The 15,211-nt window shown below is 71.4% G+C and carries 13 protein-coding genes; 5 read left to right on the top strand and 8 right to left on the bottom strand.

Annotated features, from left to right (window positions below):
• Positions 1–23: 23 nt before the first annotated feature.
• Positions 24–1,544, bottom strand: coding sequence for a D-alanyl-D-alanine carboxypeptidase (locus OG456_RS14440; protein ID WP_266560962.1), 1,521 nt, complete (start codon positions 1,542–1,544; stop codon positions 24–26).
• On the opposite strand from OG456_RS14440, the gene OG456_RS14435 reads away from it, so the two are divergent.
• The 3 genes from OG456_RS14435 to OG456_RS14425 all read left to right on the top strand — a co-directional run bounded on the left by OG456_RS14435 (position 1,483) and on the right by OG456_RS14425 (position 4,905).
• Positions 1,483–1,722 carry an SCO4848 family membrane protein gene (locus tag OG456_RS14435; RefSeq protein WP_266560960.1) on the top strand — a complete coding sequence of 80 codons (240 nt, stop codon included), beginning with the start codon at positions 1,483–1,485 and terminating at the stop codon, positions 1,720–1,722. The two genes, OG456_RS14440 and OG456_RS14435, sit on opposite strands and share 62 nt — an antisense overlap.
• Positions 1,723–1,805: 83 nt before the next feature.
• Positions 1,806–3,122 (top strand): metallophosphoesterase, encoded by a 1,317-nt coding sequence (locus OG456_RS14430; protein ID WP_266560958.1) that lies wholly within the window; start codon positions 1,806–1,808, stop codon positions 3,120–3,122.
• 226 nt (positions 3,123–3,348) lie between these two features.
• Positions 3,349–4,905: an ABC transporter substrate-binding protein gene (locus OG456_RS14425; protein WP_266560955.1), complete on the top strand. Its 1,557-nt coding sequence runs from the start codon at positions 3,349–3,351 to the stop codon at positions 4,903–4,905.
• A 95-nt stretch (positions 4,906–5,000) separates the two neighbouring features.
• On the opposite strand, the gene OG456_RS14420 is transcribed toward OG456_RS14425, so the two are convergent.
• Both OG456_RS14420 and OG456_RS14415 read right to left on the bottom strand, forming a co-directional pair.
• Entirely contained in the window at positions 5,001–6,440 is a 1,440-nt protein-coding gene (locus OG456_RS14420; protein ID WP_266560949.1) for a HAMP domain-containing sensor histidine kinase, read from the bottom strand.
• 161 nt (positions 6,441–6,601) lie between these two features.
• A complete protein-coding gene (locus OG456_RS14415; protein ID WP_266569239.1) occupies positions 6,602–7,276 on the bottom strand; it encodes a response regulator transcription factor in 675 nt (224 codons plus the stop codon).
• Between the two features lie 328 nt (positions 7,277–7,604).
• On the opposite strand from OG456_RS14415, the gene OG456_RS14410 reads away from it, so the two are divergent.
• The gene (locus OG456_RS14410) at positions 7,605–10,103 is read left to right on the top strand and encodes an MMPL family transporter (RefSeq protein ID WP_266569237.1); all 2,499 of its coding nucleotides are present in this window, start codon (positions 7,605–7,607) and stop codon (positions 10,101–10,103) included.
• Here the strand turns inward: OG456_RS14410 and OG456_RS14405 are convergent.
• Positions 10,033–11,358: an MFS transporter gene (locus OG456_RS14405; protein WP_266560947.1), complete on the bottom strand. Its 1,326-nt coding sequence runs from the start codon at positions 11,356–11,358 to the stop codon at positions 10,033–10,035. The genes OG456_RS14410 and OG456_RS14405 overlap by 71 nt on opposite strands.
• A 94-nt stretch (positions 11,359–11,452) precedes the next feature.
• Here OG456_RS14405 and OG456_RS14400 point away from each other — a divergent pair, with 94 nt between their 5' ends.
• Entirely contained in the window at positions 11,453–11,959 is a 507-nt protein-coding gene (locus tag OG456_RS14400; protein ID WP_266560945.1) for a MarR family winged helix-turn-helix transcriptional regulator, read from the top strand.
• A gap of 217 nt (positions 11,960–12,176) precedes the next feature.
• Here OG456_RS14400 and OG456_RS14395 read toward each other — a convergent pair whose 3' ends face one another.
• The 4 genes from OG456_RS14395 to OG456_RS14380 are packed head-to-tail and all read right to left on the bottom strand — an operon-like array spanning position 12,177 to position 15,193.
• Positions 12,177–13,391: a D-alanyl-D-alanine carboxypeptidase family protein gene (locus OG456_RS14395; RefSeq protein WP_266560943.1), complete on the bottom strand. Its 1,215-nt coding sequence runs from the start codon at positions 13,389–13,391 to the stop codon at positions 12,177–12,179.
• 24 nt (positions 13,392–13,415) lie between these two features.
• Complete coding sequence (locus tag OG456_RS14390) at positions 13,416–14,258, bottom strand: TetR/AcrR family transcriptional regulator (protein WP_266560941.1); 843 nt, start codon at positions 14,256–14,258, stop codon at positions 13,416–13,418.
• A 9-nt stretch (positions 14,259–14,267) separates the two neighbouring features.
• A complete protein-coding gene (locus OG456_RS14385) occupies positions 14,268–14,777 on the bottom strand; it encodes a thiol-disulfide oxidoreductase DCC family protein (RefSeq protein ID WP_266560939.1) in 510 nt (169 codons plus the stop codon).
• A gap of 5 nt (positions 14,778–14,782) precedes the next feature.
• Positions 14,783–15,193 carry a hypothetical protein gene (locus OG456_RS14380; protein WP_227296884.1) on the bottom strand — a complete coding sequence of 137 codons (411 nt, stop codon included), beginning with the start codon at positions 15,191–15,193 and terminating at the stop codon, positions 14,783–14,785.
• Positions 15,194–15,211: the final 18 nt, after the last annotated feature.

Genomic DNA, 15,211 nt, shown 5'->3' with positions numbered 1-15,211 from the left:
ATGGCGCTCCGGGACGGGTCCCGTCAGCGTCGGGGGAGTCGGCGTACCAGTTCGGGCAGGGGCCAGCGGCGGTTGACGAGGAAGGCGGCCGCGGCCAGGAGGATGACAGCGCCGCCCGTGATGGCCAGGGCGATACCGATGCCGCTGGAGCCGTTCTGGACGGAGGCGTGGGCGGTCGACGCCTTGTCGGATGCGGCAGCTCCCTTGTTGCCCTTGGGGCTGGCGGAGGAGCCGTCGGCGCCGCCGGTGTCGGCGCTCTTGGGCGGGACGAGCTGTCCCACCGGCGTGACCTTGCCGTCGGCCTGGAAACCCCAGTCCAGGAGACGGGCCGCCTCCTGGTAGACCGCGTGGTTCTCGCCGGAGTCGGGGTTCATGACGGTGACGAGGAGGACCTTGCCGTTGCGTTCGGCGACGCCGGTGAAGGTGGCTCCGGCGTTGGTGGTGTTGCCGTTCTTGACCCCGGCGATGCCCTTGTAGGGGTCGAGGCCGATGTCGCCGGTGATGAGCCGGTTGGTGTTCTGGATCTCGAAGGAGCTGGTGGTCTTGCCCTTCTTCTGCGACTCGGGGAACTTCGCGGTCGCCGTCGCGCAGTACTCGCGGAAGTCCTTCTTCTGCAGGCCCGACCGGGCGAAGAGAGTGAGGTCGTAGGCGGAGGAGACCTGGCCGGGGGCGTCGTAGCCGTCGGGGCTGACCACGTGGGTGTCGAGGGCCTGGAGCTCGTCGGCGTGGGACTGCATGTCCTTGACGGTCTGCGGGACACCGCCGTTGAGGGCGGACAGGACGTGGACCGCGTCGTTGCCGGAGCGGAGGAACACGCCGAGCCACAGGTCGTGGACGGTGTAGGTGTAGTCCTCCTTGACACCGACCATGCTGGAGCCCTCGCCGATACCGGCCAGGTCGGAGGGGACGACCTTGTGCGTCTGCGTCTTGGGGAACTTGGGGAGGACCGTGTCGGCGAAGAGCATCTTGAGGGTGCTGGCGGGGGGCAGGCGCCAGTGCGCGTTGTGCGAGGCGAGTACCTGGCCCGACTCGGCGTCCGTGACGATCCAGGAGCGTGCGCTCAGATCCTTGGGCAGGACGGGGGCCCCGTTCGCCAGTTTCACCTGTGTGCCCGGCTTGCCCAGCTGCGCGCCGCCCACGGTCGACATCGAGGCCGGCGGCTTCGCCTTGCCTTTGGAGGACCCCGGCTTGTCGTCGGCCAGTGCGGGTGAGGCGCAGCAGACCGAGAGGAGAGTGGCGGAGGCGGCCACCGTGGCGGCGGCGGACCATCGCCCGGCACGCCGAGGACCGGAACGCTTCAGACCGGAACGTTCGAAAGGGGACTCGGTCTTGGCAGAGACGGTCGTGAAATACGACTCATTCGAGGCAGGCACGGTCGTGAACGTACATGGCTGGGGCCCGTAAGTCTCCGCCGAGGTGTCCTGTGTCTCCTGCTCCCCACCCCGGCGGCGGTGCGGACGGAGGACTGGCGATACTGAGGGTATGAAGCTCAGCCGCCCCCTCTCCTGGTTCCTGCTCGCCTTCGGTGTCTGGAGCTGGGTCATCTGGGTCACTTTCGTCAAGAACCTGTGGAAGGACGGGAGCGGGCTTGCCTTCGACGACGCCGGCGACCCGACCGCCTACTTCTGGGTGCATCTGACGCTCGCCGTTGTCTCCTTTGTCTTGGGGACGGTGGTTGGGGGCATCGGGTTCCGCGGGCTGCGTGCCCTGCGTCGTGCGTGACGCGATGAACACAGCGATGAGCGCCACTACGAGCAGCACAGCACTACGAACAGCGCCATGAACGCAACGGGGGGAGCGGCGTCGTGATCGCCGTCTTAGTGATCGCAGGGGTCGCCTCGCTCGCGGCCTTCGCCGGTCTGCACCGGTACGCGTGGCGCCGTCTGGTGCGCGACACCACGGCCCGCGCCGGTCTCGCGCGGCGGGCGGGCACGGTCGTGTTCGTGCTGGGGCCGTTGCTGATGTTCGCGGCGGTGGCGAGCGAGCGGGCCGGTGCGCCGTTCTGGTTGCAGCAGGTTCTGTCCTGGCCCGGGTTCTTGTGGATGGCCTTCTCCATCTATCTGGTGCTCGCGGTCCTGGTGGGTGAAGTGGTGCGCCCCCTGCTGCGGCGTTACCTCGACCGCGGATCCGCGCCGGGCGGCGCGGAGTCGGGGCCCGTGCCGGAGCCCGTACTGGTTCCGGCACGCGAGCCCGACGAGCCGCCCATCGCAACCACCACCCCAACCCCAACCCCAACCCCAACCTCACCCCCCACCCCCATCAAGCCCAAGCCCGTCACGCCATCGGCCGCGGCCGACTCCTCGCGTCGGCTCTTCGTCTCTCGCGTCGTCGGTGGTGCCGCCGTGGTCGCGGCCACCGGGATCGTCGGGAACGGTGCGTACGGCGTGCTTCGCGGGCCCAGGGTGAAGCGGGTCACGGTTCCGCTGGCCCGGCTGCCGCGCTCCGCGCACGGGTTCAGGATCGCGGTCGTCAGCGACATCCATCTGGGCCCGGTTCTGGGCCGGGGGTTCGCCCAGCGGGTGGTCGACACGATCAACTCCACGCAGCCCGACCTGATCGCGGTCGTCGGGGACCTGGTCGACGGCAGCGTCGAGGACCTGGCGCCGGCCGTCGCGCCGCTCGCGGGGCTGCGGGCCCGGCACGGCACGTACTTCGTGACGGGCAACCACGAGTACTTCTCGGGCGCCGAGCCGTGGGTCGAGCACGTCCGTGAGATCGGCCTTCGGCCCCTGGAGAACGCGCGCGTGGAGATGGGCGCGTTCGACCTGGCCGGGGTGAACGACGTGACCGGCGAGAACTACGGCGACGGGCCCGACTACGACAAGGCGCTCGGGGACCGCGACCCCGGCCGCGCCGCCGTCCTCCTCGCCCACCAGCCCGTGATGATCCACGAGGCGGTGAAGCGCGGCGTCGACCTCCAGCTGTCGGGTCACACCCACGGCGGCCAGCTCTGGCCCGGCAACTTCATCGCCGACGCGGCGAACCCGACCCTCGCGGGCCTGGAGCGGTACGGCGACACGCAGTTGTACGTGAGCCGGGGCGCCGGTGCGTGGGGCCCGCCGGTCCGGGTGGGCGCGCCCTCGGACATCACGGTCGTCGAGCTGGCGTCGAAGCGGGCGTGAGGTGGGGCCGGGGAGGTACGAGGTACCTCCCCGGCCCCCTGCAAAGAGCCGCCCGCCCTCACCTCTCCCTCATCCCGAAAAACACCCCGCCCCGAAACAGGCTCGAAACCCCCTTGCTCACAGGCTGCTCACAAGGTGCCTCTCGGTCTTCGAAACCTCATCACCTTCTCTTCCCACGGCTCAAACTCCTGTGATTCAGTGATCCACGTCACTGGGGAGGGGCGCGATGCGGTCGATTCGCATGCGGGTTTTTGCGACGTTCATGGTGCTTGCCGCCGCCGGAGCCGGCGCATGGCAGCTTCTTCCGGATCGGGACGAGCAGGGGAAGACGATCGCCGTCGGGACGACTGACGCCGTGACGTCGCTCGATCCGGCGGGTGCGTACGACGCCGGATCATGGGCGCTGTACAGCAACGTGTTCCAGTCACTCCTGACGTTCGACGCGGGTGGCGCCGCGCCCGTGCCGGATGCCGCGAAGCACTGCGGGTTCGTCGGCCGGGGGCTACGTACCTACCGTTGCGAGCTGCGCGACGGGCTGACGTTCCCGAGCGGTCGCGCGGTGACGGCCAAGGACGTGAAGTTCTCCTTCGACCGGGTCAGGGCCATCAACTCTCCGGTGGGCCCCGCGACCTTGCTCGACACCCTCGGCAAGGTCGAGACGAGCGGGGCGCGGACGGTGACCTTCCGGCTGTCCTCGCCCGACGCGACGTTCCCGTTCAAGGTCGCCACGGGCGCCGGTTCCATCGTCGACAGCACCCAGTACCCGGCGCACAGCCTGCGCACCCGTACCCGCGTCGACGGCACCGGCCCCTACCGCCTCAGCTCGTACACGCCTGGCAAGCAGGCGAAGCTCGTCCCCAACGCACGCTACGAGGGCGCGGTCAAGAGCGTCGGGGAGCCCACCACCCTGCGCTACTTCAAGGACTCGGCCGCCCTCGAGTCCGCCTGGAAGGCCCGTTCCGTCGACGTCGCCGCTCGGCAGCTGCCGCCCGCGCTGCTCGCCTCGTACGCGCCGAGCGACAAGGGGGAGCGGCTCACCGAGGTCGAGAGCGCGGAGACCCGGAACCTCGTCCTCAACGTGCGGACGGGCCGCCCGCTGCACGACCGCCGGGTGCGACAGGCCCTCGCCACGCTCCTCGACCGGGACCGGCTGGTCTCCTCGACGTACCAGGGCACCGTCGACTCCCTCTACTCCGTGATCCCGCGCGGCATCACCGGGCACACGACCGCGTTCTTCGACGCGTATCCGAAGCCGGACGCCGCCCGTGCGCGCACGCTGCTCCAGGAGGCCGGGGTGAGTACGCCGGTCCGCTTCGAGTTCGCGTACTCGCGCGGCGCCGCGTCCGCGTCGGAGGCGAAGGAGATCAAGCGGCAGCTGGAGGCCGACGGGCTGTTCAAGGTGAGCCTGCGCTACTACGAGTGGACCGACTTCCAGAGGCGGTACGCGAGCGGGAAACTCGACGCGTACGCGGTCGGCTGGCTGCCGGACTTCCCCGATCCGGACACGTTCACCGCGCAGCTCGTGCGCACCGGGTCCGGCATGCACAACGGATACAGCAGCAAAGAGGTCGACGGCCTGATCCAGGCCAGTCAGCAGTACGAGGATCGCAGCCGCACCATGGGCGACTTCCGCAAGCTTCAGGAAGCGGTCGCGCGGGACGTCCCACTCATCCCTCTGTGGCAGCGCAAGGAGTACGTGCTCAGCACGGAGAGCATCACCGGCGGGCAGTATCTGTCGGACGGGACCGGGGTGTTCCGGTTGTGGCAGCTCGGCTGGATCTGACCGGCTCCGGCGAGGAGGCCCCACCCACGGGTCTCTCACCCGCGGGGACCTCACCCGTGGGGACCTCACCCGCGGGAGCCCCACCCACGGGAGCCTCACCCACGGGAAACCGCCTCAGCCACAGCCGAGCCCACAGGCCCCCCGCCCCCCGGCAGCACCACCGTCACCCGCACCCCCGCCCCCGGAGCCGTGCGCACGGACACCTCGCCGCCGTGCGCCGACACCACGCCCTGCACGATCGCCAGGCCCAGACCGCTGCCGGCGCCCCCGCCCGCCCGGAAGAAGCGGTCGAAGATCCGCGCCGCGTCCTCCTCGTCAAGTCCGGGGCCCTCGTCGGCCACGCACAGCCGAACCGTCCCGTCCACGCGTTCGAGCGAGACGCTGACCGGGACGTCCTCCGGTGTGTGGGTGCGTACGTTGGCGAGGAGGTTCCCGAGGATCTGGCGCAGGCCCGACTCGTCGGCGCGGACCAGCAGCGCGCCGTCAGCTGCGACCTGGACCGGGCGGTCCGGCTGCTGCACGCGCAGGTCGTCGGCGGCTTCGCGGACCAGTCGGCTCAGGTCGACGTTCCGCAGGCGCAGTTCGGGTCCCTGGTCGAGGCGGGCCAGGGTGAGGAGTTCGTCGACGAGTCGGCTCATGCGGTCCGCCTCGGCGTGGACGCGGCCCAGGGCGCGGGCGCGCTCGGCCGGGTCGCGGAGCATCCCCTTGTCGTAGAGCTGGAGGTAGCCGCGGATCGCGGCGAGCGGTGTGCGCAGTTCGTGGGAGGCGTCGGCGACGAACCGCCGCAGTTGCGCGGAGCTGCGCTCGCGGGTCTCGAAAGCCGTTTCGACCTGGTGGAGCATGGAGTTGAGGGCGAGCCGCAGCTGTTCGACCTCCAGGGCGGTGTCGTGGTGCGGCGGCACGCGTCGTGCGAGGTCTCCGTCGGCGATGGCCGACGCGGTCTCGACCATGTCTTCGAGGGGCCGCATCCGGTGGCTGACGCCGATCATCGTGAGGACGGCGAGCAGGGCGAGCAGGCCCGTTCCGAGGGCGATGTCGAGCCTGAGCGCCTTGTGGATGCCGGTCTGGACGTTGGCCGTCGAGGTGGCGAGCAGCACGGTCGTACCGTCGGCGAGGCGGGCGCCCACCGCGCGGTACGGGTCGCCGTGCACGGTGACGTCGTGCGGCTCGTCGGCGGTGGCGAGCGCCTTCGGGTCGTCGACCGCGGAGGCGAGGTCGCGCTGGCGGGCGGTGGGGCGCAGGGTGCCTACGGGGATGGGCTCGCCGGCCCGGTCGACGGCCACGAACACGGTCTCGTTGCGTGGCAGTGAACTCGCGCCGGTGTCGGTCGAGTTGGGGCCGGGTGAGAGTTTGTCGAGGGCGATGCCCAGTTCGCTGAGCGACTCGATCTGTTTGAGGGTGAGGCCGGTGCGCTGGAGCGAGGTGCGTGACGACGTCAGCTCGGCGTCGACGTTCTCGAGGAGGTAGTGGCGCATTCCGATGAGGCTGACGGCGGTCGCGGCGACGATGCCGAGGGCGAGCAGCGCGACATTCACGAGGGTGAGCTTGGCGCGCAGGGAGTGGAACCGCCGGCTCCGGCCGCCCGTCTGCCCGCGTCGGCCATGGTCCTGCCCGCGTCGGCCATGGTCCTGCCCGCGTCGGCCATGGACCTGCTCGCGTCGGCCACGAAGGCCCTCACCCGCGCCCCGCCCCCGGTTCACGCCCCACCCGCAAGCCCGTATCCGACCCCCCGCCGCGTAGTGATCAACGGCGGCCCCAGCGCTTCGAGTTTGCGCCGCAGGTAGCTGATGTACGTCTCGACGACGGTCGACTCGGCGGTGTGCTCGTACTGCCATACGTGCCGCAGGAGTTGTTCCTTGGGCACGACGCGGCCGCCGTTGCGCACGAGGAAGCGCAGGAGCGCGTACTCGGTGGGCGTGAGCTGGACCGTGCGGCCCGAGCGGTGGACGGTGTAGGCCGTCTCGTCGAGTTCGAGGTCGCCGTAGCGCAGCGGCGGGCGCTCGGGCAGGACGTCGGCCGACCGGGTGCGGCGCAGGACGGCGCCCAGCCGGGCCACGACCTCGTCGATGTTGAACGGCTTGGTGATGTAGTCGTCGCCGAAGCCGAGCGCGCCCACGATCTCGGCGGGCGCGTCGCGTGCGGTGAGGAAGACGAGGGCCAGATCGGGCCTGCGGGCGCGCAGTTCGCGCCCGAGCGCCCGGCCGTCGCCGTCCGGCAGCATCACGTCGAGGAGCGCGGCGTCGGGCCGGGTGCGTGTGGCGAGGGCGAGGCCCTCGCGGACGGTGCCCGCGGTCATGACCTCGAAGCCGTGGTAGCGCAGGGCTATCGCGAGGACGTCGGCGATGCTCGGCTCGTCCTCGACGATGAGCACGGTGGCTCCCACGGGGTGCTCCGCGTTGTTCACGGGCCCGGCGTTCACGGGCCCGGCGCTCACGGGCCCAGCGCTCACGGGCCCCGCATTCGCGGGCCCAGCACTCACGGAACCGGCGTCCGCGTGCCCCGAGTTCACATGCCCAGCGCTCATACCCCCAGCGTTCATACGTCCAGTATCGGCGGGCCCGCCCCCGCTCGGCCCTGCTCGCCCCCTTGGAGTTCCTTGAGAGTCATGGGCGCGCCGTCCCGCCGTGCGCCCGCGTCCCCGGATGCTGAGGCCGAGGAAGACCCGGGGGAAGACCGAAGGAGTGGCAAACGTGACGGCATTGGCACGGTGGTGCTACCGGCACCGCCTGGTGGTCCTGGTGCTGTGGGTGGGAGCGCTGTTCGGCCTGGGCGCCGCGGGTACCTCGGCAGGGACCGACTACTCGAACGTGTTCTCCCTCCCCGACACGGACTCCAAGCAGGCGTACGACCTGATGACGAAGGCGTTTCCGCGGAGTTCGGGCGACACGGACACCGTGGTGTGGCGGTCGTCCGGCGACGAGGGGTCGGTGAAGGACACGGCCGTACGGTCCCGGATCGAGCCCGCGCTGAGGGAGATCGCCGGGATGCGGGGCGTCGGCGAGGTCGTGGGCCCCTACGACGCGAAGAACGCCGCCCAGATCAGCCGCGACGGCCGTACCGCCTTCGCGCAGATCACCTTCACCGACCAGGCGAACGGCGTCCCCAAGGACCTCGTCCAGAAGGTCGTCGACACGGCTCAGGGCGCCGAACGTGACGGTCTGCGGGTCGAGTTGGGCGGCCAGGCCATCACCCGTATCCAGGAGCCGCCCACCGGCGTCTCCGAGGTGGTCGGCATCGCGGCGGCGGCCGTGGTCCTCTTCCTCGCCTTCGGCTCGCTCTTCGCGATGCTGCTTCCGATCGTCGTGGCGATCATGGGCGTCGGCAGCGGCATGATGGCGACGATGCTGCTCAGCCATGTGACGAACGTGCCCGAAGTGGCCCCGCTGCTCGGCTCGTTGATCGGTCTGGGCGTCGGCATCGACTACGCGCTCTTCATCGTCACCCGGCACCGGCGCGGCATCCAGCGAGGGCTCGAACCAGAGGAGTCGGCGGTGCGCGCCCTCAACACATCCGGGCGCGCGGTCCTGTTCGCGGGCGGCACCGTGTGCATCGCGCTCGCCGGAATGCTGGTGATGAACCTGCGCTTCCTGGACGGAGTCGTCATCGCCACGTCCCTCACGGTTGTGCTCAGCGTCCTGGCGGCGATCACCCTTCTGCCGGCGCTTCTCGGTCTGCTCGGCCCGCGCGTCCTCAGCCGCAAGCAGCGGCGGAAGCTCGCGGCGGCCGGGCCCGACCCCGCCGAGGCGAGCGGTCCCGCGGCGCGCTGGTCGGCGTACGTGCAAAAACGCCCGCGCTCGATCGCGGCGATGGCGCTGGTGGTCATGGCGGTGCTCGCGCTGCCCGTACTGTCACTGCGGCTCGGCGCCACCGACCAGGGCAACAACCAGGAGTCGACGACGACCCGGCAGGCGTACGACCTGCTAGCGGAGGGCTTCGGGCCCGGCTTCAACGGGCCCCTACAGGTCGTCGTGCCGGGCGGCGCCGACACCACGGAGCTCGTCAGGACGATCCGTGCGACTGACGACGTCGCGCAGGCCGCCGCGGCCCCGCCCGCCGGGGGCATCACCGTCATCCAGGTCGTGCCGAAGACGTCCCCGCAGTCCGTCGGGACGGACCGGCTCATCGACCGGCTGCGTGACGACGTGATCCCGGAAGCCGGCGTAGAGGCGCACGTGGGCGGGGTGACGGCCGTCTTCAAGGACTTTGCGTCGGTGACCGGCGACCGGCTGCCCTACTTCGTGGGCGCCATCATCGGGCTCGGCTTCCTGCTGCTCCTGATCGCGTTCCGCTCGCTCGTCGTGCCGCTCACGGCCGCGCTGATGAACCTGATCGCGGCGGCCGCGTCGTTCGGTGTCCTGGTGGCGGTCTTCCAGTGGGGCTGGGGGACGGAGTTCCTCGGTATCGGGAAGGAGGGGCCGATCACCGCGTTCCTGCCGGTGATCATGCTGTCGTTGCTGTTCGGCCTCTCGATGGACTACCAGGTGTTCCTGGTGAGCCGGATGCACGAGGAGTGGGTGCACACGGGGGACAACGCGCGGGCCGTGCGCGTCGGCCTCGCCGAGACGAGCCGGGTCATCAACTGCGCGGCCCTCATCATGATCTGCGTGTTCTCGGCGTTCGTCCTGAGCGGCGACATGGAGGGCGCGATGGCGGGCATCGGGCTGGCCGCGGCGGTCGCGCTCGACGCGTTCATCCTGCGTACGGCGCTGGTCCCGGCGGCGATGCATCTCCTCGGCCGCTCCAACTGGTGGCTGCCGGGATGGCTGGAGGGCCGGCTCCCGCACCTGGCCGTGGAGCCGGCCGAGCCGCCCGCCGAATCCCCGGCCGGGGCCCACAAGAACACCGAGCACATCAAGAACACCGAGCACATCAAGACCGCCGAGCACACCACGACCGCGGAGCCGGAGAGGAGCGGTACCGGCGGAGCAACCGTCGTCCACGGATTCCTGCGCACCGCCGACGGCGATCCCTTGGCCGGTGCCTCCGTGACCCTCGTCTCCAGGGGCGGCCGCCAGCTCGACCGCGTCACGTCCATCGCCGACGGCTCGTACATCGTGTCGGTGCCCACGCCGGGGGCGTACATCCTGGCGGTGACGGCGCGCGGTCTGGCGTCGCGCGCCCACCACGTCACGGTCGGGGGCGGCCCGCTGGTGTACGACGTGGAGCTGACGGACGAGGGGGCCGGTCTCGTGAACTGACCTTCCCCGCAGGGGCATCGGTTGGGTCGTCGGCAGGGGTGTTCAGCGTGAACTGCCGTACGCCGGGCACCCCTGCCGTGGCCACGCAGGCCAGGCCCACCGCCGCCGCCGCGATCCACAGCGGGGTCGCCTCGCCCCAGGCGTCGGCGGCGAGCGGGGCGAGGACGTAGCCGAGAGGCATCGCGGCCAGTGACAGCAGCCAGTCGTACGAGGTGACGCGGGCGAGGACCGCCGCGGGAACGGCCGTTTGCACCGCCGTCTCCCACAGGGGGTTGAAGAAGCCGAGACCGGCCAGGGCGACGCCGAACGCGGCGGCGACCGCCGGTGCGGGGGCGTGCAGGGCGAGCAGCCCCAGCGGCAGGACGTACGTGGTCAGGACCAGGTTGCCCGTGAGGACCGGGCGGCGGGGGCGGGCCCGCCCGGACAGGAGTGATCCCAGGAGCAGGCCGACGGCGCCCGCCTGGGCGATCACGATCCAGGCGCCGTCGCCGCCGAGTTCCTTGACGGCGACGGCCGGTCCGAGGGTGGCGAACACGGCTGCCCCGCCGTTCCAGGTGGCGTGGGCGACCAGGCTCGTCCAGTACCAGCCGCGTGAGCGCACCTCGTGCCAGCCCTCGACGAGGTCGGACCGCAGGGAGCGGCGATCCTCGGCGGGTGTCGTGGTGCGGCTGAGCCGCAGGGTGGCGAGCAGGGCGGCGCTGACGGCGAACGAGGCGGCGTCCAGGACGAACGCCCACCCGGGGCCCGCGGTCAGGACAAGCAGCCCGGCGAGCGCCGGACCGCCCGCCAGCGTGCCGCTGCGCACCACGGCGAGCGCGGAGTTGGCGGCCTGCCGGTCCTTCTCGCCGACGATGCCGACGATCAGTGAGGCGAGCGTCGGCATGGCGAAGGCGGAGGCCGCGCCGCCGACCGCCTCGGCGACCGCGATCTGCCACAACTCCGGTTTCCCGGAGAGGAGTTCGATGCCTACGAAGAGCTGGCCGGCGCAGCGCACGAGGTCGGTGGTCAGGGCCACGATGCGCGGGTTGAAGCGGTCGGCGATCACGCCGCCGAGGGGGAGGAGTACGAGCCGAGGCACCATCGCGCAGCCCAGGACCAGTGCGAGCGCCGAGGCCGAGCCGGTGGCGCGCAGCACGGCGAGGGCGAGGGCGGAAGGGATGACGGCGTCGCCGACCAAGGAGAGGAGGCGGCCGAGGAAGAAGCGGCGGAAGCGGGCGTTGCGTAACAACGGGTGGCGGAGGCTGGGGCGCGGCATGCCAGCGAATGTATTTCGTCACCGAAGTATTCGTCAACGAAGTATTGGGCACCAAAATATCCGGTGCCGAAGGATTCGGCCGTAAACTGCCCCCATGGAACGCGACTGGACCGATGGGCATCTGGCGCGCTGGCTGCCGGTCATGCCGGACCTCGACCCGGACATCGAGGGCGCGATCACGCGCGCGGAAGAGCTCACCCGGTATCTGCGCAGGGCCCGTGAACAGGCCCTGGTGGACGTGGAGTTGGAACGGTTCGAGTACGACACGCTGCACAAGCTCGCGGGGCGCGGCGGACGCGCGGCGCCCTCGGAACTCGCCTCGGACCTGGGCCTGGCCCCGGCCTCGGTCACGGGACGCCTCGACGGCCTCGAACGCCGCGGCCTGGTCGCGCGCACCCCGTCCAGGACCGACCGGCGCCGGGTCGACGTGGAGCTGACCGAGGCGGGCCGCGCGATCTGGCGCAAAGCGATGGACCGGCTCGGCGGCGAGGAGCACCGGGTGCTCGGCGCGCTCGACGCGAAGGAGCGCAGGCAGCTCTCGGACCTGCTGCGGCGAGTGATGGTGGCCGCCGAATCGGGCCCCGCCGGCCGCCGATCCTGACGGGCACACCCCCTACTCAGATACGTCAGCCCTGACACCGCCCCCGCCCACCGGCCTGGCGTCGGCCCTGACACCGCCCCCGCGCACCGGCCTGGCGTCGGCCCTGACACCGCCCCCGCGCACCGGCCCGGCGTCAGCCCTGACACCGCCCTCCCCGCGCACGCACCGGCCCGGCGTCAGCCTTGACACCGCACCCCGCGCACGCACCGGCCCGGCGTCAGCCCTGACGTCGCCGGCGCCCGCTCGGCCGTTCCCGCTCTCGCCGCCGCAGCGCCAGCAGCCCCCCACCCGCAAGCACCGCGATTGCCGCCGAGCCGCCGAACGCCCAGTCGTCCATGTGGGACGTGGCCGTCGCCGCGACGGGAGCGCCCGCCGCTCCCGCGCCCGCGGCCCCCGCACGCCGCTTCGCCGCCGCCCCCTTGGGCTGCTCGCTCAGCGGCGTGACCAGCGTGCCCACCGGATCGGCCTTGCCCGCCGCCGCGAACCCCCAGTCGAGCAGCGCCGCCGTCTCCTCGTACACCGCCTCGTACCCGGACTTGGGGTGCATGACGGTGACGAGCAGGGTGCGCCCGCCGCGGGTCGCCGCGCCGGTGAACGTGTTGCCGGCGTGCGAGGTGTAGCCGTTCTTCACACCGATGAGCCCCTGGTACGCGGCCACGCCCTGCCCGGTGAGGAGGCGGTCCGTGTTCTGGATCTGGAACGTCTTCTTGCTCCCGGCGGGGAAGTCGGCCGTCTTCGTGGCGCAGTAGCCGCGGAAGTCGTCGTTCTTGAGCCCGGCGCGCGCGAACAGCGTCAGGTCGTACGCCGACGACACCTGCCCCTTGTGGTCGAAGCCGTCGGGGCTGACCACATGCGTGTCGTTCGCCTGGAGGTCCTTCGCGCGGGCCTGCATCTGGCGGACGGTCTCGTCCACCCCGCCGTTCATGCTGGCGAGCACATGCACGGCGTCGTTCCCGGAGCGCAGGAACACGCCCTGCCACAGCTGCTCGACGGTGTACGAGGTCCCCGCCTGGACGCCGACGAGGCTGCTGCCGTACGGGATCCCCGCGAGATCGGCGGCGGTCACCCTGTGGACCGAGGTCCGCCCGAACTTCGGCAGGACCGTGTCCGCGAACAGCATCTTGAGCGTCGACGCCGGAGGCAGCGCGCGGTGTGCCGCGTACGAGGCGAGGACGTCGCCGCTGTCGTGGTCGGCGACGAGCCACGCCTGCGCGGCGAGCTTCGGCAGCCGGGGCGCGCCGGACGCCACCTGGACACCGGACCTGCCGAGCCGCTCCCCGCCGACGGCGGCGGCGGCGGCCGCGGCCGCGGCACGCGGTCCTGCCAGGGTGACGGAGGTCGCGGCGCCGAGACCGAGGGCGAGCGCGGCGCGACGGCTGACGTGGCGCGATGAAGAGGAGCCGGGCATCAGACGACCGTACAAGCCGCTCATGAACCAAAGGTAAGAGCCCCCGCCTCAGCCCTTTCCCTGGTCGTTCCCGTACCCCTTCTCGTTCCGGTGCCCCTTCTCGTTCCGGTGCCCCTTCTCGCTCCCGGCCCCCTTCCCCTTCCCCTGCCCTTTCTCCCGCGCCGCCGTCGACGCCTCCGTCATGCCCGGCAGGAAGTCCGTGAACAGCTCGTGCACCTCGAGGACGAGCGGCCGCAGCACCCGGAACCGGGCGAGTGCGACCCCGCGCGTCGTCAGGCGGGCCCCCCGTTCGGCGAGGCGTCGGCTGCGCTCCCGGTCCTCGGAGCTGTCGAAGACCCAGTACAGGACGAGTCCCATCTGGGATAGCCACATCAACTCCGGCAGGATCGCGGCGAGCTCGGCCGGCACCTTCGCCTTGGACCCGGCCAGCACCTCGCGGTGCACGTCGATGGCCGTCTCGCGGGCGTGCTCCGACTCGGGCGAGAAGGGGCTGAGCGGACTGGTCGGGTCCGCGGCGGTCTTGAAGAACTGGGCCGCGAACTCGTGGTACGGCTCCGCGATCTCCAGCCAGGCGCGCAGCACCCCGGCGAGCCGCTTCTCCAGGTCGGTCTCCCGGTCGAGCACGGACCGCACGGCCGCCCGGTGCTCCGCGGAGATCTGGTCGTAGAACCCCTGGATGAGGTGTTCCTTGCCCGCGAAGTAGTAGTACGCGTTGCCGACGGAGACCCCGGCCTCCTTGGCGATGGCCCGCATCGTCGTCTTGTCGTAGCCCCGCTCCCGGAACATCCGCATCGCGGTTTCCAGGATCAGCGCCCGCGTCTGCTCACTCTTGGCGGGACTCTTGGCGGGGCTCTTCGCAGGGCTCTCGGGGGTCTCTTTCTCTGCTGGCACGCTCAGAGCCTAATCGGGCACGTGACAGCCGCTGTCGCAGCCCGCTGGGCCGTAGTACGTCCAGCCATCGACGCGGTCGTACGCCCAGCCGTCCGCCCTGCGGTAGGCGCCGCCCCCGGCCTTCCTGACCTGCTGGTCCCGGTGGGCCTGGCGGTACTTGGCGGCGGTGAGGACCGCGGCGCGCGCGAGGCGGGCGCCCGCCGGGGTACTGAACTTGTGGGACAGGGGCCGGTACTCGGACAGCGCCCACAGGGTGACGACCCAAGCAGCGGGTCCGCGGTAGATCTGGCCGCTGTCGCCGACGAGCGTGATCTCCGAGAGCGTGGAGATGTGGTCGATCCCGGGGCAGCGGCGCCGGGCCTCTTCGGACCCGGCCGGCACCAGGTCGAGCGGGACGAGCTGGCGCTGCCGGGCGAGCCAGTTCCGCAGGAACGTGCAGAGCGGGCACTGGGCGTCGTAGAGGAGGATGAGCCGGCGGACCGGGGCCCCCGTGGTGCCCCGGTCCGCGACCTCGCTCATCGCCGTCACGCCCCGGCCACCGGCGGCGCGGCCCAGCCCTGCGGGGGAACGGGCGGCAGTTGCTCCCGCTCCATCACGCCCCGCCGCCGGATCTTGTTGAGCACCCACACGTTCCCCAGGTGCATGACCCCCAGCACCAGGAGCACCACGCCGAGCTTCGTCGACAGGGCCTCGAAGATGCCCCGGGTGTCGGCGATGTCGTCGTCCCCGCTCAGGTAGAGCGCCACGAAGCCGAGGTTGACGAGGTAGAAGCCGACCACCAGCAGATGGTTGACGGCATCCGCGAGTTTCTCGTTCCCGTGCAGCACGTCGGCGAGGAAGACCCTTCCGTTACGGCTCAGGGTGCGCGCCACCCAGACGGTCAGGCTGATGCTGACGACGAGGTAGACGACGTATGCGACGACTGTGAGGTCCATTTCCCCACCCCTCCTTGA

Source organism: Streptomyces sp. NBC_01446, assembly GCF_026340095.1.
GTDB classification, from domain to species: domain Bacteria; phylum Actinomycetota; class Actinomycetes; order Streptomycetales; family Streptomycetaceae; genus Streptomyces; species Streptomyces aureus.
The sequence above is the reverse complement of the archived record's forward strand: the minus strand, read 5'-3'. Positions and strand labels throughout refer to the sequence as shown.